Source organism: Streptomyces sp. NPDC048718 (genome assembly GCF_043198875.1).
Classification (GTDB): domain Bacteria; phylum Actinomycetota; class Actinomycetes; order Streptomycetales; family Streptomycetaceae; genus Streptomyces.
Map to the genome: position 1 here is coordinate 1 of NZ_JBICVG010000002.1, position 23903 is coordinate 23903.

General features: G+C 68.2%; 22 protein-coding genes and 4 pseudogenes. 11 read left to right on the forward strand and 15 right to left on the reverse strand.

What is annotated here, in order from left to right; all coding sequences use genetic code 11:
* Positions 1–558 precede the first annotated feature (558 nt).
* Positions 559–1424 (forward strand): annotated as a pseudogene (locus tag ACGFRB_RS03090) (IS5 family transposase).
* Between the two features lies 1 nt (position 1425).
* Here ACGFRB_RS03090 and ACGFRB_RS03095 read toward each other — a convergent pair.
* Positions 1426–1830 carry a DUF6193 family natural product biosynthesis protein gene (locus ACGFRB_RS03095; RefSeq protein ID WP_363012659.1) on the reverse strand — a complete coding sequence of 135 codons (405 nt, stop codon included), beginning with the start codon at positions 1828–1830 and terminating at the stop codon, positions 1426–1428.
* Between the two features lie 958 nt (positions 1831–2788).
* Positions 2789–3175, reverse strand: coding sequence for a hypothetical protein (locus tag ACGFRB_RS03100; protein ID WP_393238243.1), 387 nt, complete (start codon positions 3173–3175; stop codon positions 2789–2791).
* A gap of 358 nt (positions 3176–3533) precedes the next feature.
* On the opposite strand from ACGFRB_RS03100, the gene ACGFRB_RS03105 reads away from it, so the two are divergent.
* Positions 3534–4163: a hypothetical protein gene (locus ACGFRB_RS03105; RefSeq protein WP_393238246.1), complete on the forward strand. Its 630-nt coding sequence runs from the start codon at positions 3534–3536 to the stop codon at positions 4161–4163.
* A 44-nt stretch (positions 4164–4207) separates the two neighbouring features.
* Here ACGFRB_RS03105 and ACGFRB_RS03110 read toward each other — a convergent pair.
* From ACGFRB_RS03110 to ACGFRB_RS03130, 5 genes and pseudogenes are all read right to left on the reverse strand, one after another.
* Positions 4208–4498, reverse strand: a pseudogene (locus ACGFRB_RS03110) (ATP-binding protein); the annotation flags it as partial.
* Entirely contained in the window at positions 4499–4954 is a 456-nt protein-coding gene (locus ACGFRB_RS03115; RefSeq protein ID WP_393238248.1) for a hypothetical protein, read from the reverse strand.
* Positions 4955–5235: 281 nt separating this feature from the next.
* Positions 5236–5982, reverse strand: a complete 747-nt coding sequence (locus tag ACGFRB_RS03120) for a glucose 1-dehydrogenase (protein WP_393238251.1) — start codon at positions 5980–5982, stop codon at positions 5236–5238.
* Entirely contained in the window at positions 5979–6971 is a 993-nt protein-coding gene (locus ACGFRB_RS03125) for an alpha/beta hydrolase family protein (RefSeq protein ID WP_393238254.1), read from the reverse strand. The genes ACGFRB_RS03120 and ACGFRB_RS03125 overlap by 4 nt, the downstream gene beginning before the upstream one ends.
* Positions 6968–7888, reverse strand: coding sequence for a zinc-binding dehydrogenase (locus tag ACGFRB_RS03130; RefSeq protein ID WP_393238257.1), 921 nt, complete (start codon positions 7886–7888; stop codon positions 6968–6970). The genes ACGFRB_RS03125 and ACGFRB_RS03130 overlap by 4 nt, the downstream gene beginning before the upstream one ends.
* 89 nt (positions 7889–7977) lie before the next feature.
* On the opposite strand from ACGFRB_RS03130, the gene ACGFRB_RS03135 reads away from it, so the two are divergent.
* Entirely contained in the window at positions 7978–8940 is a 963-nt protein-coding gene (locus ACGFRB_RS03135) for a LysR family transcriptional regulator (RefSeq protein ID WP_393238259.1), read from the forward strand.
* Positions 8941–9140: 200 nt separating this feature from the next.
* On the opposite strand, the gene ACGFRB_RS03140 is transcribed toward ACGFRB_RS03135, so the two are convergent.
* From ACGFRB_RS03140 to ACGFRB_RS03150, 3 genes are all read right to left on the reverse strand, one after another.
* Positions 9141–9961, reverse strand: a protein-coding gene (locus ACGFRB_RS03140) for an IS5 family transposase (protein WP_393238262.1) whose coding sequence is annotated in 2 segments (ribosomal slippage) — positions 9141–9601 and positions 9601–9961 — 822 coding nt in all. Because the reading frame shifts where the segments join, the coding sequence is not laid out codon by codon here.
* Positions 9962–11084: 1123 nt separating this feature from the next.
* On the reverse strand, positions 11085–11687 hold the full coding sequence (locus ACGFRB_RS03145) for a hypothetical protein (protein ID WP_393238265.1): 603 nt from the start codon (positions 11685–11687) through the stop codon (positions 11085–11087).
* Complete coding sequence (locus ACGFRB_RS03150; protein WP_393238268.1) at positions 11684–12634, reverse strand: dihydrolipoamide S-succinyltransferase; 951 nt, start codon at positions 12632–12634, stop codon at positions 11684–11686. Before ACGFRB_RS03150 ends, ACGFRB_RS03145 begins: the two co-directional genes overlap by 4 nt.
* 946 nt (positions 12635–13580) lie before the next feature.
* Between ACGFRB_RS03150 and ACGFRB_RS03155 the strand changes: the two genes are divergently transcribed.
* On the forward strand, positions 13581–13871 hold the full coding sequence (locus ACGFRB_RS03155) for a hypothetical protein (RefSeq protein WP_393238271.1): 291 nt from the start codon (positions 13581–13583) through the stop codon (positions 13869–13871).
* Between the two features lie 652 nt (positions 13872–14523).
* Here the strand turns inward: ACGFRB_RS03155 and ACGFRB_RS03160 are convergent.
* Complete coding sequence (locus tag ACGFRB_RS03160) at positions 14524–15306, reverse strand: hypothetical protein (protein ID WP_393238274.1); 783 nt, start codon at positions 15304–15306, stop codon at positions 14524–14526.
* Positions 15307–15691: 385 nt separating this feature from the next.
* On the opposite strand from ACGFRB_RS03160, the gene ACGFRB_RS03165 reads away from it, so the two are divergent.
* From ACGFRB_RS03165 to ACGFRB_RS03175, 3 genes are all read left to right on the forward strand, one after another.
* On the forward strand, positions 15692–16102 hold the full coding sequence (locus ACGFRB_RS03165; protein WP_393238277.1) for a PPOX class F420-dependent oxidoreductase: 411 nt from the start codon (positions 15692–15694) through the stop codon (positions 16100–16102).
* Positions 16103–16325: 223 nt separating this feature from the next.
* Positions 16326–16694 carry a nuclear transport factor 2 family protein gene (locus tag ACGFRB_RS03170; protein WP_363008259.1) on the forward strand — a complete coding sequence of 123 codons (369 nt, stop codon included), beginning with the start codon at positions 16326–16328 and terminating at the stop codon, positions 16692–16694.
* Positions 16695–16991: 297 nt separating this feature from the next.
* A complete protein-coding gene (locus ACGFRB_RS03175) occupies positions 16992–18011 on the forward strand; it encodes a carbon-nitrogen hydrolase family protein (RefSeq protein WP_393238281.1) in 1020 nt (339 codons plus the stop codon).
* A gap of 161 nt (positions 18012–18172) precedes the next feature.
* Here the strand turns inward: ACGFRB_RS03175 and ACGFRB_RS03180 are convergent, their stop codons facing one another.
* A complete protein-coding gene (locus ACGFRB_RS03180) occupies positions 18173–18748 on the reverse strand; it encodes a tetratricopeptide repeat protein (protein ID WP_393238284.1) in 576 nt (191 codons plus the stop codon).
* A 278-nt stretch (positions 18749–19026) separates the two neighbouring features.
* Between ACGFRB_RS03180 and ACGFRB_RS03185 the strand changes: the two genes are divergently transcribed.
* Positions 19027–20067, forward strand: coding sequence for a vWA domain-containing protein (locus ACGFRB_RS03185; RefSeq protein ID WP_393238286.1), 1041 nt, complete (start codon positions 19027–19029; stop codon positions 20065–20067).
* A gap of 80 nt (positions 20068–20147) precedes the next feature.
* Here the strand turns inward: ACGFRB_RS03185 and ACGFRB_RS03190 are convergent, their stop codons facing one another.
* Positions 20148–20684, reverse strand: coding sequence for a hypothetical protein (locus ACGFRB_RS03190; protein ID WP_363008251.1), 537 nt, complete (start codon positions 20682–20684; stop codon positions 20148–20150).
* Positions 20685–21029: 345 nt separating this feature from the next.
* Between ACGFRB_RS03190 and ACGFRB_RS03195 the strand changes: the two genes are divergently transcribed.
* Positions 21030–22220, forward strand: coding sequence for a cytochrome P450 (locus ACGFRB_RS03195; RefSeq protein ID WP_393238290.1), 1191 nt, complete (start codon positions 21030–21032; stop codon positions 22218–22220).
* A gap of 14 nt (positions 22221–22234) precedes the next feature.
* The gene (locus tag ACGFRB_RS03200; RefSeq protein WP_363008247.1) at positions 22235–22426 is read left to right on the forward strand and encodes a ferredoxin; all 192 of its coding nucleotides are present in this window, start codon (positions 22235–22237) and stop codon (positions 22424–22426) included.
* A 97-nt stretch (positions 22427–22523) separates the two neighbouring features.
* Here ACGFRB_RS03200 and ACGFRB_RS03205 read toward each other — a convergent pair.
* Both ACGFRB_RS03205 and ACGFRB_RS03210 read right to left on the reverse strand, forming a co-directional pair.
* A pseudogene (locus tag ACGFRB_RS03205) lies at positions 22524–22987 on the reverse strand (2-phosphosulfolactate phosphatase); the annotation flags it as partial.
* Positions 22988–23152: 165 nt separating this feature from the next.
* Positions 23153–23410, reverse strand: a pseudogene (locus tag ACGFRB_RS03210) (2-phosphosulfolactate phosphatase); the annotation flags it as partial.
* Positions 23411–23495: 85 nt separating this feature from the next.
* On the opposite strand from ACGFRB_RS03210, the gene ACGFRB_RS03215 reads away from it, so the two are divergent.
* On the forward strand, positions 23496–23861 hold the full coding sequence (locus tag ACGFRB_RS03215) for a hypothetical protein (protein ID WP_363008243.1): 366 nt from the start codon (positions 23496–23498) through the stop codon (positions 23859–23861).
* Positions 23862–23903: the final 42 nt, after the last annotated feature.

A 23903-nucleotide genomic window follows, 5' to 3' on the forward strand; every position in this document is an offset into this window, starting at 1 on the left:
GCGCGCGGTCTCCTGCGGAGACACGACGCGGAGTGACTGCGTCACTCCCAGGGAACTGCGCCGCTGCGCGGCGCCGGACCAAGTGGTCCCGTTGGGCAGCCACCTGCGGTGGCTGCGGGGTGGTGCGGTTTGTTCAGGGTCTGCTGGCCGGCGAGTTGGTCGGTTTGGTCGTTCTTGCTGTCGTCAATTCTCTTTCTGGGCACCGACATCCCTTTCTAGAGCGGTAGTTGATGGCACGTCACCTGGCTCGTCTCTCTGTGTTCTCCGGGCCCCTGCGGGGCCTGGGGCTGGCTGCCAAGGGGTGGGGTGGCGCCGTCTTCCAGCTGCGGTGCTCCTGCGCTCAGGTACATGTTCAATCCCTCTGGCATGAACACTTATCGTTACTATTTTCCCATCTCGATAGAAACGAGTGGTCTACACCTATCAAGGTGATCACATGGCGGCAAGAGGGCCGAGCGAATCCATAAATGCGAAATCCGCAAAGGGCTCTTCACCCCTGAGACCGCGTTTGAGATCTGCCGTTGCCGTGGGCTGACGTGCTCGTTGAACTGTCCGTGAGTGGTTCTGGGGGGTGGATATCCGTCGGACCTGACGGACGAACAGTGGGCGCTGGTGGAGCCGTTGCTGCCGCCGGCGCGGGTGGGGCCGAAGGGCGGACGGCGGGAGAAGCATCCGCGGCGTCAAATCGTGGACGCAATCTTCTACGTGGTGCGGGCCGGGTGCGCCTGGCGGCAGCTGCCGAAGGACTTCCCGCCCTGGCCTACGGTGTATTGGTACTTCGCCTGGTGGCACGACGACGGCACCGTCGAGCGCGTACACGACGCACTGCGGGACAGGGTGCGCGAGGCTGACGGCCGCAATGCCGAGCCGAGCGCCGGCCTGATCGACTCGCAGTCCGTCCGCACCGCTGACACCGTCCCCGCCGTAACCAGGGGCTTCGACGCCGGCAAGAAGGTCAAGGGTCGCAAGCGGTTCCTCGTCACCGACACCCTCGGCCTGCTGATTGCGGTCCACGTAGTCGCCGCGAGCGTCCAGGACCGCGACGGCGCCCGTCGACCGCTCTCTTGTGGGCCCGGCTCGACCACCCGCGGATCCAAAAGTTTTGGGCGGATCAGGGCTTCGCCGGCCGCCTGGTCGATTGGACCGCCCAGATCCTCGGCCGCGAGCTGGACATCGTTCGTAGAGACCCTGGCCAGCACGGCTTCCAGGTCCCACCCAAGCGGTGGGCGATCGAGCACACCTTCTCTTGGCTCACCGCCCATCGCCGCCTCGCCCGGGACTACGAGACCATTCCGGCCCGGTCCGAGACCGTGATCCGCTGGACGATGATCGGCATCATGGTCCGCCGGCTCACCCGCGGCCAACCGGCGACGCGGCAGGGCCCGCACCCGCTCGTACGCACCGCAGCCAGACAAGCTAGTTGACTCAGCTCAGCGCTTCGAGGTCGTCGGGCGTGCCGTCAAGGGCAGGACCACAGCCTGCGGGAAGGTGCGAAGCTATGAGTTCCACGGCCTCATCGGCAGTAACCGGGCCACCGATCTGCTCCCGCCCCGAACCGCGCGGCTCATGCAGCCGACAAACGCGGAAGTGCCGTTCGCCGTCGTAGGGGAAGATCGAGGGCAGGTCTTGCGACCAAGGGAAACGGGTGCACCGGCTGAACTGCAGCGATCCATGGCTGACCAGCGGAAACAGAACCCGGAGGGCGGGGTTTGCGTATGCCGCCTCTACCAGGGCTTTGTCGATGAGGCTCGCGTCCATGTCCCGCAGGGCCTGCCACTTGGCTGCCACAGGGTCGTCTGATGCTGTCCCGAGTATGTCCTTCTCTGCCATGCTCCGACGTTAGCTGACTCTGCAACGGCTGGTTCGTGGGCCGCCGTTCGCCTTCCTCGCTGATGAGGCACTGCCTCACCGGAACCGCATCTGACACCTCCGTCAGGTAGCTCCCCTCAATAGCATCGGCCACTCCGGCGGCCCCTCAGCCGCAAGGCAGAGCAGATCTCAAACACTGTCTGAGTGAATCGAGCAACTCGCCGCGTCCGAAAATCTTCTGACAGCCCGACAGGGTCTCAGGACCCGATCCGCGACCTCCCAGACTCCACTTCGGCGAATCCAAGGCCGGCCACGGGCCGCACCACTGTGGCCTCTCTCACCGATCTGTGCCGCTGCGCGGCACCACGAGAGGTGACAGGTGTTGTAGCCGTCAGAAGCGGCTACAACACGGGCTGGCAGCAGCAGATTTAGCGTGGGAACTCGGTCAACCGCCGCCCTCACAGCGAGCGGAGGGGCCCTTTGAAGCAGCAGGGCACCTGGCGGGGGCGCAGAGGGCTCGGAACCCGGACGCCGACGTGTTCAAGTGCCGTGCGGACGAAGCCGTATGAGAAATCCGCAAAACTCATACCGGAACACTCCCGGCCCTGCCGTCATGCCCTATGCGGAAAACGCAAAAGCGAACGCTCGGATGCCGGAATGCGAAATCCGCAAAACCTCTACGCCTCGCCCGGAACACCCCGACAGGGCCAAAGCCGCTCGATCCCCTACAACAGCGCAGCCGGGTTGTTCCTGCCTCCGTAAGAGTCGCGTTCCAGGCCAGTGCCCCGCGCAGGGCGGCAAGCGATCACGGCTGGCGCCGTGGACGGTGTCGGTGGGCCAGGGGCCGGTTCGCTCCCGCCGGGCGTGAACCGGGGCCGTGCGTGGAGGGGACCCGCCTCCGCGGCGGCGTACGGACTGTCCTGTCGAGCCGCGTACGGATGTGGATGTCCCCCGTTCCGTCGTGTAAGGGCAGGGATGATCAATCGATCGTCCAGCCGTGCTCATCATGGGCGGCGTCGGCTTCCTCTTCGCCAAGCCAGGCGAGGCTGAACCGCCGGCCCCGCAGCCGGAAGATCCCCGCCGACCAGTCGGCAAGCTCCTCGTCGAGTCCGCCGGCCGCAATGATCCCGCCCTCGACGTCAGGCAGCCTTCCGTCTGGGGCGACACGGGACAGCGCCCACTCCGGAAGCTCTTGAGGGTTGCCCCGCCGCCTTCGCCAGAAGGGCCCGTCCCTCCAGCGCCATGTGGTGACTCGGATCACGAGCACACCGATCTGCTCGTCTCCGTCCATGAGGCGTGCGGCAGCTCGGCGGTACGGGGCAAGCCGGACATCGGTCGGCGGCTGCGGCCACTCGCGTGTGAACACACCTTCATTCTCACTGCCGTGCCCCAGGCCGAGACGGCCTGGGGTGCGCAAGGTGCCTGATCACACCACGTCGGTGTCCTGCTGGACGGCCTTGAGGCGGTTCTCGAGCCGGAAGGCCCCTTGATGAAGATCACTTCGCAGTGGTGCAGGAGGCGGTCGAGGATAACGATGGCGAGGTCCTGGTCGACGCCGAGGACTTCGGACAGATGCCGAGCCGAGCCAATGCTCAGGAGTTGTCACCATCGGGACCGGCTGAACCAGCGAATGGGGACGGTCGAGTGCGAGGTTCGTGCGAACCTGGCACGATTCGCGTCATCGCCCTGGGGCGGTCAACGTGCAGCCGAGGCGAGAAGGAACTTTGATCTCCGACTACCAGCAGAGTCTGCGAGAGCGGTTTCTGTCCGTACCTGTCGTTGCCCCGCCTGTCCCTTGGCACCCGGTCCCGAACGGGCTCATCCCTATCGGTGGCCTGCTCGGCATCGGCTTCGCTCTCGCTCCCGACGGTGGCCGCGACCTGGTCATGGTCGTCTCCGTCCACGGCCACGGGCTCTTCGACGCCGTCACCGGCGAGAAGATCGCCCGGGACCGTGACCCTGACCCAGACGGCAGCACCCCGGACGCAGCGCCGGATCTCTCCTGCCCAGGGCTCGGCCCCATCGCCTCGACCCGAGTATGCATCGCGGGACTCTTCGGAGGCGGCCTGCACACCACCACCGAGGACGGCTGGACCCTGGAGGTCGTCAGCCCCGAGTGGCCGCACGACCGCATCCTGCTCTCCACAGACGGAGGCACCCCCCACAACAAACCGCACGGCGAAGGCTGGTGGCACATCTTCGACTCCAACTACTCCGAACTGCGAGCCGCCGGCTTCTCACCGTCCGGACGCACCCTCGCCGTCGCCACCAGCAGCGACCTGACCCTCTGGACCCGCCGGACACATGACGCCGAACACTCCGCCGGCGAACTTGGCCGCTCGCCGGCCACCTGAAGCGCGCAGTCATCTCGGCGACCGCCCGCAACGCTGTCAGTGACGACTACCGCGCTTCGGCTCACGAGCTTGTTCGTCAACCAGTCGGCTACCTCGGCAGCTTCGAGTTCGCGGACCATGTCGTCGAGGCTGGTGAAGCAGACCGGGTAGCCGACCCGGCAGGCAGCAACAGCCGTCTTGCCGAACCCCGGACAGCCCGAGCAGGGCAACGCCCGCCCTGCCGTCGGTAAACGAGAGGGTGGCGAGAACCCTGACCTCGCGCGGGTCGAGAACAAGCGGGAGGACAAGTCGTACTCGTACTCGTCGAGCGTCTTGTGGTGCGGCGGCCGGGACAGTCACGGGCCCTGGCGAAGCGTCGGCCGTCGTGGGTGGCCGGTTTCCCGGGGCAGCGCCAAGTCGAGGAAGTCGAGGCTACCCGTCTTCCCCTCGCAGGCCCACCGGATGTACTCGTTGATCGCTTCGGCCAGGTGGGGCAGAGCGAGTTCGTCGACCGTGGGAGGGGGGCCACCGCACTCGATGCCCGCGAACCCGACCGTTTCCGGGTACGGCGGAACCGCCTCCCCCAGGACGGCACGGCCTCGCACGACGCTCTTTGTGCGGTCGTACACGATCATCATCAGGACATCACAGAAAGAGGCGAACGCACGACAGTGCCGTATAGGGAACGAGCAGGCCTTCAAGATGCCCACCTGGGTCAGGATCACGCCCTCGTCGCCCCAACCCGCCTGGGCCTGGGCGACGAAGCTGAGCGACGAGGACGGGCGCGGCTTGACCGCGCTGTTCTGGTCCAATGTAAATCCGTACGGCTTTTCCGCTTGGGCGTGGGCAAGTGCCTCGCCCTGAGGCCGGCTCCTGCCGTGCCTCACCCTCGTGCGTCGGTGGAAGCTGCTGCTCGATCGGCTAGGGAGACACGATGACGGGCTGTGGCGGCTTCAGGACCTCACCGGCGTCTGATCGAACGGGGCGGGGTGGCTCCGGCCGGGCGGGGTGTCGTCGTAGGGCGTGGAGGTCGGGGCGAGAGAGGCCGTGCGGCTCTGGCGGAGGTGCGTAGGGTTGTGGATTTGGTCGGGTGTCAGGCGGGGACGGTGCTGATCAGGCCGCCGTCGATGACGAGGTCCTGACCGTTGATGTATGACGCGTCGGGTGAGGCGAGGAATGCGACGGCTGCGGCGACCTCTTCCGGGCGTCCGAAGCGGCCGGCGACGATCTGGCTGGTGACCGTCTTCGTTTCTGCTTGGGTCAGTGCGTCGGCGGGGTACATCGGGGTGTCGATGTAGCCGGGGCTGACGGAGTTCACGCGGATCTCGCGGGGGGCGAGTGCGGCGGCGAGGGTTCGGGCCAGGTTGTGCGAGGCGGCCTTGGTTGCCGAGTAGAGGGTGAGGACGCTGTTGCCTCGGTGGAGGGTCCATGAGGCGTTGATGACGATCGAGCCTCTATCCGTCAGTAGTGGCAGTGCCTTTTGGACGGTGAAGAACACGCCTTTGAAGTTGGTGTCGACGCTGTGGTCGAAGTCTTGCTCGGTGATGTTTTCGAATGGCAGGAATGTGCCTGTGCCTACGTTCGCGAAGAGGGTGTCGAGGCGGCCGTGGCGGTCCCGGACGGTTTCCATCAGCGTGTCCGCCGCGTCGAGGTCGGTGGCGTCGGCTACGACGCCGGAGGCGCGGGGGCCGAGTTCTTCGACGGCTGCGTCAAGTTGTGTGCGGGTGCGGCCGGTGACGATGACGTGGGCGCCTTCGGTTATGAGACGGTGTGCGGTGGCGAGCCCCATGCCGCTGGTGCCGCCGGTGATGAGGGCGGTTTTGTCGGTGAAGCGGTTCATGCCGGTTCTCCTGTCAGGGTGTTGGCGAAGTGGTCGCTGAGGTGGGGCAGCCAGTCGGGCCGGGCGTTGCCGAGGAGGTGGTCCCCGTGGGGGATGGACAGGTAGCTGCTGTGTGGAGCCAGGCGGGCCAGGGGCTCTGTGTTCGTCACGCCGGGGATGGTGTCCTGGCCTCCGTCCACGACCAGCAGCGGGGCTGTGATGCGGGGTGCCAGGGCGGCGAGGTCCACCTGGCGTGCGAATTCGTGGGCGGCGTGGCCGCTGCCGGTGCGCGAGGCCATGATGTCCCGGACGGGCGGGGGCAACTGTTCCCAGTGGAGGCGGAAGGGGCCGCTGACGGTGGCGAGGGCGGCCACGCGTGGTTCCAGTGCTGCGGCGCGGGCCGCGAAGTAGCCGCCGAGGCTCAGGCCGACGAGGCCGATGCGTGCGGTGCCGAGGGCGTCGATGATCCGGCTCACTACGCGTTCGTAGTGGGGGACGAGGGTCGTGGTGGCTGCGAGCGCGCCCTGTCCGGGGCCGTCCATGGCGAACACGGCGAGGCCTCTGGCCAGCAGGGCGGAGGTCAGGTCGAGGAACTCTTCCTTGGCCGAGTCGAGGCCGGGGATGAGGACCACGGTTCCCGGCGCGTCGGCGGGGCCGCGTAGCCAGCCGGTGAATCCCTCGCCGCTTAGGCGCCGCGCGTTGGGCTCGAGCACGGTGAGGGCTTGGCTCAAGGCGTGATCCGCCGCGGTGGCGGCACGATGTGCCTGGGGGTAGGGCGCCAGGGTGGCCAGGTGGAACCATCGGGCTGCCATGAGGAGGTGTTCCCCCTTCGAGAGTGGTGATGCCGCGTCCTGAGCGCGCCGGAGGTAGTCGTGGGCGGTGCGCGTGAAGGATGGGCCCCAGTCGGTGAGGGAAGCGAGGTCGTTGGTGACGCGCTGGTATTCGTGGGGGTCCACGCCTGTGCCGGTGGCGCGTGTCCACTGGGCGGCGGCGAATTCGTTAGTGTTCATGGTGTTCCTCTGGTCAGCAGGACGGCCTTGCCGCGAATCCGGCGCTCTCGTAGGTCGACCAGGGTGTCGGCGGTGTGTGTCCAGTCGGTGACGCGGCCGATCTCCGGGTGCAGCCGGTGTTGTTCCACGAGCCTGATCAGGGTTGCGAGATCGGGGCCGTAGGGGGCGCCCGCGTAGTGGAAGTGCTGAATCGTGACGCGGTCGGGCCCGCCGAGGAGTTGGAAGAAGTCGAGGGTCGCCGGGGTGCGGCTCGCCTGGCCGAACCAGAGGAGTGTGCCGCCCGGTTTTGCCTTCGACAGGGCGATGGGCAGTTCCGGTCCGCCGGTGGATTCCAGTACGACGTCGAATGGTCCTTGGGCTGCCGCGGCCTTGTGCACCACTGTCGCACCCAGCTTCGCGAGTCGTTCACCGCGTTCCGGTGTGGCTGTCACCGCGGTCAGTTCGGCTCCCGCTCCGATGGCCAGTTCGGTGGCGTAGTGTCCGACGCCGCCTGAGGCGCCGGTCAGCAGTACCCGTCGGCCGGCCAGGGAACCTGCGGTGCGCAGCAGCCGCAGGGCGGTGATTCCGGCGAGGGGCAGGGCTGCCGCCCGTACGTTGTCGATGGTGTCCGGGAGTACTGCGAGGGAGTGTGTGGGTACGGTGGCGTACTCGGCCCAGCCTCCTTGTGTGGGGTGTGCGACCACTCGGGTGCCGATGCCGGGGCCGGAGCCGTCGGCCGCTGCCTGTACGACGAGTCCTGCGATGTCCTTGCCGGGTAGCAGGTCCGGTGTGGGGTGCTCGAGGAGGAAGGTCTCGCCTCGGTTCGGAGCGATCGCTTCGACCTTGATCAGGGCTTCGTCGGGCCCCGGTACTGGCTGGGGGGCCTCGGTGAAGGCGACCGGTCGCGCCGCTTGTCCTGTGGGGATCAGTCTTCGCATGAAGGGGATGCAACCTTCGCGGCTGCCTCACGGTCCAACAATGAACGAGCGCAGTCGACAACGTTTGGTTGTCGCCTATGGTGGGGGCCATGGATCTCGATGTGGCGCAGGTGCGTGCTTTTGTGCGGGCTGCCGAAGAGCTCCACTTCGGGCGGGCGGCCGGGACTCTTGCCATCTCCCAGCAGGCGCTGTCCAAGAGGATTGCGCGGCTGGAGTCGTTGCTCGGTGTTGAGTTGTTCCGGCGCGGTGGCGGCGTGCGTCTGACCGAGGCCGGGGAGCGTTTCCTTGTGCCGGCCCGGCGGGTCGTGGCTGTCGCGGACGGTGCTGTCGCGGCGGTGGTCGGTATGGAGTATCCGTTGCGTGTGGACGTCTGGGGTCACCTTTATGCGCCGATGCGGACGCTGGCTCAGGTTGCTGGGGGGGCCGGTGAGTTGACGTTGGGGCATGGGCGTGACCTGCCGTCGGTGATGGCGGCGCTGCTGCGTGGTGATATTGATGCGGCTTTTGGTCGTGTCCATCCTCCGCTGTCCGCCGGCCTTGCCCATCGTCTCGTCCGTCTGGAGCCGGTGGATGCCCTGGTGAGTGAGGACCATCCGCTCGCGGCTGAGCGGGTGCTGCGGCCGGATCAGCTGCGCGGCAGTGTGTTGTGGGCGCCCGGGCCGCTGGAGCGGCTCGACTTCCTCGGCCGGTTCGCCGACCGGTTCGGGATCCGGAGCACGGCGTCGAGTGTCAATTTGGGGCTTGCCCGTTTCCTTGCCGAGGTGGCGGAGGCGCCGTCGCGGTTCTCGTTGATGCCTGCGGATGTTCCGCTGCCGGAGGTGGCCGGGGTGAGGAGCGTTCCTTTGGTCGGTCCTACGCCGTTGTATGCCTGGTCGCTGTTGTGGCGCAGTGGTAATGGGCACCCTGGACTGGCCAGTCTCACCGCCGCTTGTGCGGAAGGGGGTGGGCGTGGGCGGTGGTTGGAGTACGACCCGGCTCGTGATTGGCTGCCCGAGCCGCCGGTCAGTGGCCCTGGTTCCGGATCGGTCCGGCCTCGTTATCGAGGGCGTTAGGGGTTGTCCGGTGGCTCGGGGTCGGGTGGGGCGGGGCGTCTGGTGCAGGGGGTCTCTCCGGGCCTGCCAGGGCCTGGGGGGGATGGCAGGGCGCTGGAGTGTCGTGGTGGCGGAGCTGTTCGGGTAGTTCGGCAACGCGGCCGGGTGCGGTGTCGGGTGTCACGGCTCCGGCCAGTTCCGCTGGACGGCTTTTAGAGGAGCTAACACAATGCTTTGGCTCGTCTGTAGGTGATCACGCAGCAGGCGAGTTTGAGGAAGGCTTCGTGGATGTCGTCGCGGATGTCCCAGCGGATCCGCAGTCGGCGGAAGCCGTGGATCCAGGCGTTGGTGCGTTCGACGACCCAGCGGACGGTTCCCAGGCCGGGACCGTGGGGCACTGTGCGGCGGGCGATGACCGGTTTGATGCCGCGCTTCCACAGTAGGCGGCGGTACTTGTCGTAGTCGTAGCCCCGGTCGGCGATCAGCTGTCGGGGCCGGTGGCGAGGGCGGCCGGTCCTTCCCCGGATGCGCGGGATGGCGTCGAGTAGGGGCGGCAGCTGGGGGACGTCGTGGTGGTTGCCGCCGGTCAGGGTGATGGCGAGAGGGGTGCCGCCGGCGTCGGTGATGATGTGGTGTTTCGAGCCGGGCCGGGCACGGTCGACCGGGCTCGGCCCGGTTTTGGGCCGCCCCGACGGGCCTGGTGGTGCGAGCCGTCGATCACCGCCCTGGACCAGTCCGGTTTCCCGGCGCGGTGCAGTTCGGTCAGCAGTACCTGGTGCAGCCGGTCCCACACCCCGGCCTCGTGCCAGTCCCGAAGCCGTCGCCAGCAGGTCATCCCGGACCCGAAGCCGAGCTCCTGCGGCAGCCACTCCCACTGGATCCCGGTGTGCAGCACGAACAAGATCCCTTGCAAGCAGCCACGATCATCCAACGGCAGCCGCCCCGGGTTCCGCGCCCGGCGTTGTCTGGCCGGCAGCAACGGCTCGATCCGCCCCCACAGGTCATCCGACACCACCCACGGAGGCCTCTTCCCCTTCCCCATGACCCGATCAACGAGCAGCCAGGGAAGGAGACATGGCCTCAACGAAGCTTTCTGTTAGCCCCTCTTGGAGGCTGCCGTGAGGCCGGCCGGGGAGATCGGGTCCTTCGGTGTCGTCGCCTTCGTCGTCCACGGGTACGAGCGTCTCGGCCGGGGCGTCGGACTCGCCGTGCTCGTTGAGGAGCTGAAGGCAGGCGGTGCCGGTCTGGGGTTCCTCTCTGGAAGGCTGAAGGGCTTCCACGGCCCGTCAGGCATCGTGTTCACCGTGCTCGCGGTCATGTCCGGCATGGAGTGCGAGTGCATCCGCGATCGCGCTCTCGAAGGCCGCGAGTCCGCGTGGGAGCGTGGCGAGACCAGCGGCGGCGGCGGGGGCGTCGGCGACGGCATGTTGTCCGTGGCTCTCCGCCTGCGTGATCAGGAGATGGGCCTGCGTGGCATCGCCAAGCGTCTCGTCATGATCACCGGTGTGAAGAGGGGAGAGCACCCCGCCTGCCTGCCACTGCCCTGCGGATGCTGCGGGAGCATGGCGGACAGGCCGTCATGGCGGCGAGCAGGTGATCATCCGGCTGGTTGCGGCTGGTGTCTGAGCTGGGGCTCCAGGGGCGTCTGCCGCCTCTCTCTCACCGGCCGAGTAGCCGGCAGTGGCGGGGCTCAGCGCATCGACAGCTGTCACTCTTCATCCGTACGCAGCGGGAGGAGTGTCCGTACGCCGACGCGCTGTCGTATGGGCTCCGAGGTCGGCCAGGAGGACGGGCCGCGAACCTTGCACACGAGACCTCGCATGGGCGCCGAGGTGTCCGGGGGTACCCGAGACGACTGCCCGTCCATCTTCCGGTACGGGCGCGTCCGTGCGCGCACGGACAGGTCCGGTGGCTGGGCGCGCGGACACGTCCGGGGGCCGACCCGCGGGCACACACGGGCACACACGGACACGTCCGGGGGCAGAGCGCGCGGACACGTCCGGGGGTCGACCCGCGGGCACGTCCGGGGGTCGACCCGCGGGCACGTCCGGGGGTCGACCCGCGGGCACACGCGGACGGGCGCAGAGGCGACATGAGGGGCGCCCTGGTCGCGTCCGCCGCCCACGGAGAGAAAGAAACCGGTCTGTCCCTCGCTCGGGCGTGGTTCAGGCCCCGATGCCGACGGCGGAGACGTGGGCGTAGGCGTTGTAGTCGGAGTCGAGGTCGGTGATGACGTCGTCCCAGATTTCGTCGATGGCATCGGCGTCCTGGGCGGCGTAGGCGTCGACGAGGTCGTTCCAGATGTACCGGACGGTGAGGGAGCGCTGGGACAGGTCGCGGTGGCGTTTGTCGGGTACGTGGCTTTGGTCGACGGGGTAGATCTCGACTCGGCGGCCGCGGCCGTCGTTGTCGAGGTGGCGCTTGAGCCAGCCGGAGCGGATCAGGTTTTCACGGCGGCGTTGCCAGTAGGCGGCGTCGATACGCCGGCGGCTCTTTTGGGTGGGGGAAATGTTTCCTTTGTCTTTCATCCAGGTGCGGATGGTGTGGCGGGAGACGCCTTGCGCGGCCAGCGCTTCACGGCCGGCGGGGCTGTCGAGGTAGCGCAGGCGGGCGGAGAGTCCTCGCCTGGTCGTGACCGGTGAGGAGATACCGGAGCCGTGGACGATGCGGTTGAGTTCCAGGATCAGGGCCTGCCCCCCGGGAATACCCCTCGCCTCGTATTTTCCGAACTCGCCCCACCGGGCCCACAGATCAGGTGACCCCGTCATCGGTCACCCCCGAGAACATACGTGTCTTTCTGTTTCACCTGGGCGAGATCCGAACCCTCTTCGAACACGGATCGCCAGTCCCCGGTCACATGAAGCTCGTCGGTTCCGGAGATCTGCACGACCTGCAGTCCGGCCTGGTGTGCTTTATGGGCTTTGAGCCACAGGTTCGTGAACGCTTTCGACCGGATGATGTGCATCCAGTCCGGGCGGCGCAGCTCCCGGTTCGCACTGGACTCGCCGATAGTGGACACGAATTTAGAATACATCGCCTTGACATAAGCCACGGTCAGTTCGTCGCCTTCGACCAGCGCGGTCTTCCGGGTTTCCGCGAGAGCGCGGCGAAGTTTTTCCAGCAGGGTTTCCGTCGCGCCCGACACGAGGGAGCGGTGGATGACCGGAGCATCACACAGGGCGCCGCCGGGGCGGTCGGGGCGTGCGCAGTCCAGAAGCTGACGGAGCAGCGGTTCGGGGACCCAGAGCTCTCCTGGTTCCTGACGGTTCCCGAGAGGGTTGGGGAGATCGGGGTGGTCCCAGACAGGCGGGGTGATCAGATGGACACCGGATTTCTTCCGGTCGTGTGTCCCCTGTGTTTCCTCTCTGAGCTGGCCGATCGGGAGCCAGCACTTGAACGCCGAAAGATAAGCGGCGTTCATGTCGAGTACGGTCACCTCGAACCGTGCCCCGTTCTTCACCGCTCTGATGGCTTGCGTGTTCCGCCATTTCGGGCGGCCTTCCCAGATCTGATCCGCGCCCTTTTGTGAGCGTTTGTTCAGGATGTCGGCGGTCGGGGGAAACTCGGAATGTTCGTAACGGCCACCGACACGGGAAATCCTCAGCAGTGCCATCACGTCGGGAATCGCCGCGCGGACCAACCCCGCCCGTGCGGTCTCGGTATCGCCCTCACACGCGTCCAGTATTTCATGGACCCGTCCCGTGATCCTTTCCACCAGAGCGGTCGAGGCGTATCCCGGTGTGGTCCGGACCGGCCGAACCCCTGCCCTGGACACCACAACCGACGGTTCCGTCATCGACGCAGGGGCGGGAGACGATTCGGCAGGGGTGGAAGGACACGGCTTGACGGCCGGGACGGCAGGCGGTCCAGTGGTCGTGGCAGGGGCGAGAGCCGACTCAACCGCGCTGGCGGGAACGGCCGGGGACGGCACACCGGCCACCGCGACAGACGGCACACCGGCCGCGGCGGAAGTCGTCTCAGTAGCAGTGGCCGGGGACGGTTCAGCGGCCCCGGCGGCCGTCGCCGGGGACGCAGACGGCGCGCAAGCCATGGCGGGAGATGGTCCGGAACAGGTAGAGGAAGACAGCTCGCCGGCCGTGGCAGGACACGGTTCAGCGGGCTTGACCGTGGCGGCAGACGGTCCCGTGACCGGGGCAGGACACGGTTCGCCGACCGTGACGGCAGACGGCTCGCCGGCTGAAACGGCAGACGGTCCCGTGACAGGAGACGGCGTGCCGACCGTGACGGAAGACGGTTCAGCGGCTGCACCGGGGGACGCCTCGGTACGGGTGGAGGCCGACGGGCCGGTGCGGGGTGAGATGGCCGGGTTACCGGTGACGAGGCCGGTGAAGGTGGAGGGCGTAATGCCCTCCACAGCAGCGACGGCAGTGACAGAGGCGGCCGCGGCGCACTCCTCAACGCTCAAATGCTGCGGGAAACCATCGATCTCCTCGACAGCGGGCCACCCACACAGGACACAGGGCCTGACCGGCCGCTGGAATACAGGCCCTGCCACCGGGGACGGAGGAGCGTAAGCCGGCACCCCGCCGGAACGAGGACCTGCCGAAGCCACGCGGGTGGCGACCGGTTCAGAAACAACGGCCGGTGTCACGGAATCGACCACCGGCTCAGAAACAACGACCGGCTCCACAGGGGTGGCGGTGAGGAGTCGAGGATCAACCGACGCCACCGGAACGACAGCGGGCGCCTCGGAGACGACAGGGGTCCCGGAGACGGTGGCGGGCGTCCCGGAGACGACAGCGGGCGTCCCGGAGACGACAGCGGGTGTCCTGGAGACAGCGGGTGCCTCGGAGACGGTGGGTGCCTCGGAGACGACAGCGGGCGTCCCGGAGACGACAGCGGGCGTCCCGGAGACGACGACGGAGGGCCGGCCCGACTCCCGGACCGAATCAACAGCCACCGACGCCACCGGAATAGCGGTGGAAGAGTGAACCTGCTCCCGGACAGGCCGGGCATCAGCCGATACCACCGGAACCGCGTCCGACGCCACCGGAACGGCAGCGGGGGCCTCGGAGACGGCGATGGAGGGGGAGGCAGACTCCCGGACAGGCCGGGCATCAACCGATACCACCGGAACCGCGTCCGACGCCACCGGAACGGCAGCGGGCGTCTCGGAGACGGCAGCGGGAGATCGGGAACCAGCGGTAGCAGGAGGCTGAGGAACGGGCGAAGCGCCCGGGAACACCCCCACGACGTGACGGAGACTGGGAACCACACCACGCCACACACCGACCGCATGCGCAGGACCGGCCAGAAGATCCAGAACATGAAGACCGTAATGCCGCGCCAGAACATCCGCGTCCGCGAACGACAAATGCGCTTTCCCCGACAATTTCCGAGACACCTGAGCCTGAGCCTGCCCCAGCACAGCGGCCAGATCCCCCTGCCGCTCACCCACCGACGCCATCAACGCCACCACCGTCAGCCTCAAAACCTCCTCAACACCCACCACACACCCCACCCTAACAACCCCAAAACCAAAACCACACAAAACGCGTAAAGGAAACAAGACACCCGAACAAAACCAACACAACCCGACCGGGCGGACGGGCACGGGCCCGAAACCCAGCGTCGCAGACCGCCTCAGACATCCCGAAACAACCGGACGGCCTCGATCTCCGTGTCGTCGAGAAGAGCCTCAACAAGGGAAGCGGGACCGGCCACCTTGGTGGCCCACAGGTCGTAGTCCGTGCACACGACCCAGGATCGGTCCCGGGACCATAGGTTGGACGGGCTCCAGTGCTCCTCTTCCGGGTGGTCGTAGAGCGCTTGGGCGTACGCGAGCGTGCCGGAGCGGATGTGTGAGGCGAAGTCCTCGTTCATGTGCAGCAGCGGACTGTAATGGGCCAGGCAGGGGGTGTCGGCACCCTGAGGGCTGTGTCTGGTGAGGATCGCGATCAGGCGGTTCCAGGCGGCCCGGTCCATGCTGCCCTCGGACGGGACGGTGATGCCGACCGGCCAAGCCTCCGGCGTGATCGAGGGGAAGGAAGTGTGACACGGCAGGTCCCCCTCGGGTACGGCCGGTTCACCGGTCCGTTGTGCGAGCTCCGCCCACCGCAGCCGGCGCCAACGAGGCCCGGGGTGCTCGCCTGGGAGCATGCCCATCGCCTCCCCGGGGTCCAGGCCCGCGACGAGCTCGGGCCGCTCTCCCGCCAGTACGCCCCGCCGGTACTCGGCGAAGGGTGTTCCCACAGGTCCGAGTTCGTGCTCGTACATGGAGTGGAGTACCCAGGCCGCGTCGGGCAGTGCCGGTGGCATGAATCCGGTGAGGCCGTCGTCGGAGGTCAGATCCCGTAGCCAGTCGGCTTCCCTGGCCGGGGCGAAAGGCCACCGCGCGGCCGCCAAAGCGGCTGCGTCCTCACGCATCCGCCCAGAATCACAATCCACCACCGGAACACACCCTCCCAAGACCGGACCCCCACGCCCGGCAACCACGGCAAACTCAAGGAGAGCATGACGTGCCCCCGCGCTCTCGCCGTACCGGCCCCGCGAAGACCAAGCGCCCTGGACGTGTCGCCAACCCCGCCCCGACGCCCCCATCACACGGCGTCGGCCAGCAGAGCCAGACCCGCGATCAACCCTGCGTACGCGAGCACCAAGAGGCGCAACCATCACGAGCGTGACGGTGCTGCGGCGGTCCCTGGAGTGCGGAACGAGGGTGAGACCAACTCGTGGGGCTGCGGGGGCACGCCTGCGGGGGCCGGACGAAATCCAGGTGCGAGAGGGTCGGGCTGCCGATAGCTTCGCCCGAATGACACTCCTGCTGAACGACTCCGTCCGGGCACTGCTGGATGGACCGGTTCCCGCCGTCCTCGCCACCGTCAATCCGGACGGGAGCCCGCAGACGTCAGTGGTCTGGGTCGGCCGTGACGGAGACGACCTGCTCGTCTCCACCGCTGCCGGCCGTCGTAAGGAACGCAACCTGCGCCGCGAGCCTCGTGCCAGTCTGACCGTCTACGATCCGGCCGACCCGTTGCGGTACGTCGAGATACGCGGCCTCGCCACCATCACCGAGGACATCGGCCGGTCCGTGGCGGTCGCTCTCGCCGAGCAGTACGAGGGCCCCGGCGCCGGCCAGGAGTACCTCGACCTTCCGGCAGAGGTCGTCCGCGTGGTCGTCCGGATCAGCCCCACCAAGGTGATCGGCACCGCGACCGCCTGACCCTTCGTCACCAAGTCTCCGGGCGCGGCGCGCTGTTGCCACGCGCTGCGCACAGGGGCGTCGAAGCCACGGACACGATCCATGCGCGCGTGAATCGGAAGAGTCCGTCGGCCGGTCCATTACCTCGCTGGTAATCGACCGGCCCGGGAGGTCTGGCACAGGATGGGCGGCGAGCCGCTTCGGGACTGCGGCGTGCAACCCACCCTTGAGGAGAATCCTTCCAGTGAACGTCTTCGAAACCGCGGTCGACCGCTACCTCGCGGCCTGGAACGCCCCTGACTCGGACACCCTCGTGAAGGCTGTCGCCGATGCCTGGGAGCAGGACGGCACCTACACCGACCCGCTGATGGACGTCCGCGGACACGAGCAGCTCGTCGCCGGCATCACCGCGGCGCGGCAGCAGTTCCCCGGCCACGAGTTCAAGCTGACCGGCACGGTGGACGGCCACCACGACGTCGCCCGCTTCACCTGGGATCTCGTCTCCACCGCCGACGGGTCCTCCCCCGCCGCCGGATTCGATGTCATCGCCCTTTCCGGGACCGGCCGGATCGTCTCGGTGCACGGCTTCCTGGACCGGGTTCCCGGCGCCTGACGAACCGTCGCTCTCCCTTCAACCTCCCCGCACCCGGCATGCGCCGGGCGCAGGGAGGACGAACGTGCGCCGCGGCTCCGGGGTGGGTGTGCGGCAGGCGGCGGATCGAGGGGAAGTGCCGTACGAGGGGTGGTGGCGCGTGGCACACTGCGCGCGTCCGGGATCGTTCCTGCCGCGCCCGCGAACGGCTCGGGGGGGGCGGTGTGCCGGGCCCGGGTGCCGCTGTTCGTCCGTCGGTCGCCGACGAGCCCCCGCCTGCGGGCCGGGCTGGTCGTGTCGTCTCTCAAGGAGGATCCCATGCCCTCTCCCGCTGCCAGGAGGCGAACGGTCGCGGCGGTCCATGCCGCGCCGATGTTCATGGACACGGAGGCGACGGTCGACAAAGCCGTCGGTTTCGTCGAGCGGGCCGGCCGGGAGGACGTCGACCTGCTGGTGTTCCCGGAGACCTTCGTGCCCGGCTACCCGTACTGGATCGAGGCGTACGCCCCGCTGGACCAGCAGGCCGCCAACGCCGCCTATGCCGGGGCGTCCGTCGAAGTGCCGGGGCCTCAGATCGCCCGGGTCCAGGCGGCCTGCCGGCGGGCCGGCGTGGGGGTGGTCCTCGGCGTCAGCGAGCGTCTCTCGGGCACCCGTACCTGCTTCAACAGTCAGGTCTTCATCGACCCCGACGGGGCATTGCTCGGGGTGCACCGCAAGCTTCAGCCCACGTACGCGGAGCGGATCGTGTGGGCTCAGGGCGGCGGTGCCACGCTGCGGGTGTTCGACAGTGCGCTGGGCCGGGTCGGTGGGCTGGTCTGCTGGGAACACACCATGAACCTCGCCCGGCAGGCGCTGATCGTCCAGGGGCAGGAGATCCACGCGGCGGCCTGGCCCGGGCTGTCGACCATGGCCGGCTTCGAGGCTGTCGCCGACGTACAGATCGACGCGATGATGAAGACGCACGCCCTCACCGCGCAGGCGTTCGTCGTCTCCGCGGGCAATCCGGTCGATCGGACGTGTCTGGACTGGATGACGTCCACTCTCGGCCCGCAGGAGCACATCACCGCGGGCGGTGGCTGGTCGGCGGTGGTCCACCCCTTCGCCCGGTATCTCGCGGGCCCGCACACCGGCCCCGAGGAGCGGCTGGTGGCGGCGTCGATCGACCTCGCCGATCTCGATGCCGTCAAGGTCTGGGTCGATTCGCGCGGCCACTACGCCCGGCCGGAGGTTCTGGGGCTGCGTGTCGACCCTCGGCCGCTCTGGCATGACGAGGGCGATCGCCGGTGGCCCGCTCCTGTGGGCGGCCGCGGGTCCGAGCGCGCGGACGGAACGGACTGAACCGCCGGCGCGGGTACGGACCCGGTCCGCGAGCGGCGGACAGGGGGCGACGTGCGGGCCGGGGCCGTGCGCACCGGCCGGCATCACTCCGGAGACGCGGAGCAGAACCTGGTCCAGGCGGGCCGGTCACGGTCCGGGGAGAGCTGCCCGCCTGGGGTGGGTCAGGGCTCCTGGTGGGCGGGCGGGGTGTCGAGGACCTTCGCGTAGCGGGCGAGGGAACGGTTGTAACGGGGCAGGTGACGAGCAAGAGCGGTGAGCGCGAGGGACAGTGCCTCGCGCTCGCGGCCGGCGTCGGCGAGGGCGAGTGCGTAGAACGCGTCGACGGCGTCCGTCAGGGAGGCGGTGTCCTCGTCGAGGAGTGCGGGGTCCCTGTCGCGTTCGGCTTTCAGCAGAGCGAGGCTCTCGTCGAGAGAGCCGAGGTTGCGCAGTGTGCTGCCGAGCTGGACCGAGGTACGCCGGCGGCGGTAGCCGTCGAGCCCGGCGTCCAGTGCCTCCCGGTAGAGCGGGGCGGCGAGATCCCCCTGCCCCGTGGAGTCGTGAGCCGAGGCACGCTCGAAGGCGGCGACAGGGTGGCCAGGGGGGAGCTCGTCGGTGAGTGCCTTCACCCGAGCCCTGAACTCCCGCGGCGGCATGTCGTCGAGAGCGGCCCACAGCGCGGTGATACGCGCTTCCCAGTCGGCACTCGGGGGTACGGGAACAGTGTCCGGGGCACGCCGGGCAGGATCCACGGTGGTCATGAGCTACCTCTCCGCACGGAAGGCCCTCATCGTCCCCATCTCCGGCCTCCCTGTCGAACGCTTTACCGATCACGTTTCACCGATCCGGTGTCACCGCTTCCTGTCCGGGCTGCCGTTGGCGACGGGGAGGCGGTTCCGGACATCGTGGGCCTCTCCGGCTGCGTCCCCACGACTCCCTCTGCTCCCCTGCTCCCCTGCCCCTGCCGATCGCGGCACGGCCGATTGTCAGTGGTGGGTGAGACGGTAGGGATGTCGAATCGGAATGAGGGGGAGTTGTCATGTCCGGGAATCAGAACTACATCAATCACGTGGCTCTCGTGCTGGACGCGAGTTCGTCCATGTCGCATCTGCGGAGCAAGGTCGTCGAAGTCGCCGATCAGCAGATCGCCTATCTGGCCCGCCGTTCGGGGGAACTGGACCAGGAAACCCGCGTGACGGTGTACGTCTTCTCGGACAAAGTGGAGTGCGTCGTCTACGACAAGGACGTACTGCGGATGCCGTCGCTGAAGCAGTTGTACCGGGTCGGTGGAATGACCGCGCTCCTGGCCGCCACTCTGAAGTCCCAGCGGGAACTGGCACAGACGGCTCAGCTGTACGGTGACCACAGTTTCCTGACGTTCGTCCTCACCGACGGGCAGGAGAACGCGAGTCATCGCGGCCCGGACGCTCCTTCGAGCGATGCCCGGAAGCTGGTCGAGTCCGTGGCCGGGATGATCGAGACGCAGGAGGACAACTGGACGCTGGCCGTCCTGGTGCCGGATCAGATGGGCAAGCGCGAGGCCATGCGGTGCGGCTTCCCGAAGGACAACATCGCCATCTGGGATGCCACGAGCACGCGGGGTCTCGAGGAAGCCGGGCAGGTCATCCGCGCGGCCACCGAGAAGTTCATGGTGGGGCGGGCTCAGGGCATCCGGGGGTCACGGGCGGTGTTCTCCACGGGCGGGGACGCGATCAACAAGGACACCATCAAGGCGGCGGGGCTCACGCCGGCCAAGCCGTCGGAGTACGCGTTGATCCCGGTGACGCGGGACGCGGGGATCCGTGACTGGGTCGTCGAGTCCGGTCACACGTACCGCACGGGTGGTGCGTTCTACCAGCTCGGCAAGTCGGAGAAGATACAGGCGCGCAAGCAGATCGCGGTGCTGGAGAAGAAGACCGACAAGGTGTTCACCGGCCCGGAGGCCCGGGCCCTGCTCGGTCTTCCGGACGTCGAGGTCCGCGTCAAGCCGGACCACAACGACGACTTCACGATCTTCGTGCAGAGCACCAGCGTGAACCGCAAGCTCGTCGCGAACACCCGGCTGCTGCTCATGCTCTGACGTCCGCGGCGGGCCCCTGCGGGACGGTGGTACGCCGGTCCGCAGGAGCCCCGCCGGTGACTGCGGCGCCGGGTTCCGGGTCAGTCCTCGAGCGCCTCGGACAAGGCGGTGGCGATGAGGCGGGTGGCGAAGTCGGCGTCTTCGGTGATGTTGTTGATGTGGTCCGCGAGCAGGAAGGCGGTGGCTTCCAGGGGAGTCATCTCGTCCTTGGTCCAGTAGCCGTACTGCTTGCGCCAGAGATTGGGGCTGAGGCCCGTGCCCGCCGCGATGACGAGTCCGGCCATGGTGGGAATGACCTCGGGACGGATGCTCTTGGTCATCATGCGCATCGTCGCGACCAGATTGGGCACCACGTACTCGATCACGTCCTTGTCATGATCCTCGTAGGCCATTCTCAGCCACTGCATGTACATGTAGATCAGCGTGCAGGCGCCGTCCAGAAGCTCGTCGATTCCCCCCGGACCGAGGGAAGCGGCAAACTGTTCGATCATCTCCTGCTGTTCGCGATCGGTCTCCGTCTTGCCGCCGTGGACGGCTCTGAGCCGGGAATCGATCATCATCAGGGCCGCTCCGACATCACCGGTCGGAGCATTTTCGGGACCGCAAGGCGATGGCATCAGAAATCCCCTCCTCGCGCGCCCTCGACGGGGCGGCGTGACATATTCCATAACAGTAGACCGCCGACCAGGTCACCGGCTCCGGAATGCGATTGCTCTCCGGGCCGGACCGGCACGCACATTCGTTCAGACCGCCACACCATCCGCCTCACACACCCTCCCGGCCGGCGAACGGCGGCGGGGGTGGTGCCCGGCCCCCGGAGCCCCGGCCCGATCCCTCCGCCACATGGCCCCATCCGTTCCAGCGGTTTGGCCGAAGTATGTGTAGACCGAATAGATGCCTTGGGCATGTAGTGGGGACGGCACCACGACCGAAACCGACGAGCGCCTTCTGCGAGGTCCCTCATGACCGAAGCCGTGGCTTATCCCCAGAACCGAACCTGCCCCTACCACCCGCCGACCGCCTTCGAGCCGATGCGCGAGGAGCGTCCGCTGTCGCGGGTGACCTTGTGGAACGGGCGTGAGGTCTGGTTCGTGACCGGGCATCAGGCCGCCCGCTCCCTGCTCGCGGACCAGCGCCTGTCCACCGACTCCACGCGGGCGGACTTCCCGATGCCGCTCGAACGGGCCGAGCCGATGCGACGAAGGCGCCGGGGAGCGCTCCTCGGCTGGGACGACCCGGAGCACAACGAGCAGCGGCGCATGCTGATCCCGAGCTTCACGCTCCGGCGGGCCGACAACATGCGGCCGAGGATCCAGGCCATCGTGGACCAGCTGCTGGACACCATGGTGGCGGCCGGGTCGTCGGCCGATCTGGTCAGCGCCTTCGCGCTGCCGGTGCCGTCGATCGTGATCTGCGAGCTGCTCGGAATCCCGTACGAGGACCACGAGTTCTTCGAGGAGCAGTCGCGCCGGCTGCTGCGCGGTCCGACCGCCGAGGACTCCGAGAAGGCTCTGGAGCTGCTGGAGGACTACCTCGGCAAGCTGATCGAGACCAAGCGGACGAAGAAGGGCGAGGGGGTGCTCGACGATCTGGTCGCCCGGCAGCTCGCGGACGGCAGGCCCGATCACCAGGAGCTGGTGCAGTTCGCCACGATACTGCTGGTGGCGGGGCACGAGACCACGGCGAACATGATCTCGCTCGGGGTGTTCACCCTGCTCGAACACCCGGAGCGGCTGGCGGAGTTGCGAGCCGACCCGGGGCTCGTTCCGGCGGCGGTGGAGGAGCTGCTGCGGTACCTGTCCATCGCGGACGGGCTGGTGCGGGTCGCCCGCGAGGACGTGCCGGTCGGGGATGTCGTGATCCGGGCGGGCGACGGCGTGCTGTTCTCGACGTCCATGATCAACCGGGACGGCGCCGCGTACGCGGATCCGGACCGGCTGGACTGGTCGCGCTCGGCCCGGCACCACCTGGCGTTCGGCTTCGGCATCCATCAGTGCCTGGGGCAGAACCTGGCCCGGATGGAACTGGAGATCGCGCTGGGCACGCTGCTGCGCAGGCTGCCGGAGCTGCGGCTCGCCGCGCCGGCCGAGGAGATCCCGTTCAAGCCGGGAGACACGATCCAGGGGATGCTCGAACTCCCCGTCACGTGGTGAGAGGAAGCAGCCGGATGCGAATTTCCGTCGACTCGGGGGTGTGTATCGGCGCGGGCCAGTGCGCACTGGTCGCACCCGAGGTGTTCACGCAGGACGAGGACGGCTTCAGCATGGTCGTGCCGGGGCACGAGGCCGGTTCGGGCGGGCCGCTCGTCCGTGAGGCGTCCCGGGCCTGCCCCGTGCAGGCGATCACCGTGAGCGAGTAGCGTCCCATGCCCCGCGGTGCGGGCCCGGCCGGTCGACGATGTCGGCCCGGCCGGGCCCGCGCCGTTGTCCCTGAGGGAATGCCGGGGCCATGGGGTGCACCGGGCGCAGGACCGTCATCGCACCTTCGCGTCGCACCGCCATGGCGTACGGGAAACGGTCGGTTTCCAGGCAGAGTTCGATGTCGTCCCGGTGCACGCCCCGGTACCCGCGCCGCAGCCCTTCGGCCAGTTCGCCGGCCGCGCGGGAGGTGCGGGCGCGGTGGAGGTAGGGCTCCGGGTCCGGCGGCGCGGCGTCCGCTGGCGCAAGGTGGGCACGGCGGCTGATGTAGTGGGCGCAGGCCAGGTCTTCCTCCGCGTGGCCGTCCTCGCCGGTGATCACGAAGTCACCTGCCGTGTGTCGCCTTCGCTTTGAAGTACGCGGGCCGTCGCGCCGGCCACCGCGAAGCTCGCGCAGAGGACGAGCGGGGCATGGGCGACCGCCAGGGCACCGCGTGTTCCGGCCGTCGTCCGCTGGATCAGGGTGCGGCCGGTGAGGTCGGCAGAGCGGATCAGTCCGGGCTAGGGGGTGTCCGGTGGATCAGGGTCGGATAGGCCGGGGCGTCTGGTGCGGTGAATGGCAAGGCGCCGGAGTGTCTTAATAGCGGAGCTATTCAGGCATTTCGGCAACGCAGCCAGGTGCTGTGCCAGACGCCCCGGCCCCGGCCAAGATCCGCCGGACAGCCCCTAGTTCACGAGGTCGAAGCCGGGGGCCGGGGCGCCGTCCTTCAGAGCGAGCCAGTCGGGGTGCGCCGCCTTCCGCTGCAGGGCGGACCGATCGGTCTCGGCCAGGACAATCCGCTCGGCGCCGCGTGCGAACGCCCAGGCGGCGACGGTGAAGGCGCGCATCACGTCGATGACGACGGCGATGTCTGCGGTGCGGGCCGGGGCGGGGCCGGCGGCGGATGCGACGGCGGGTTCGGGGATGCCGGTGAACCGATGTGTCATGCCGTCATCCTGCCGGTCATCGGCTCCGGTTCCCGTCGCTATCCTGCTCGACAAGCACATGAGTGAACGGGGAGAGAGAAGTCTTATGGGGAATTGGATCTGGATTCCGCTCGTCCTTTTCTGGACCGGCGGGTTCGCCTGGGCCGCGGACAACATCCGTACCGCGATGAGGAACCGGCACGAACGCAAGATGGAACTGCTGGAGGCCGGCCGGCAGGAGCGGCTGGCGCTGGATGCCGCGAGCCGGACGCCGGAGCCGGTGTGCGGATGCACGCATCATCTGGCCAAGCACGACAAGAAGGGCCGGTGCCACGAGCGGGTGGAGATCCCGGTCGCCTGGGACGAGAACAAGAAGCCGCTGCGGTTCGAGGCGGGGCAGTGCAACTGCCAGCAGTACGTGGGGCCGCAGCCGCTGTCCACGGTCTACGCGGAGGAGCTGACCGACCTTTAGGGTCCGTCGGATCGCGCCGGGTGGCGGTGAATTCGCCCCCGT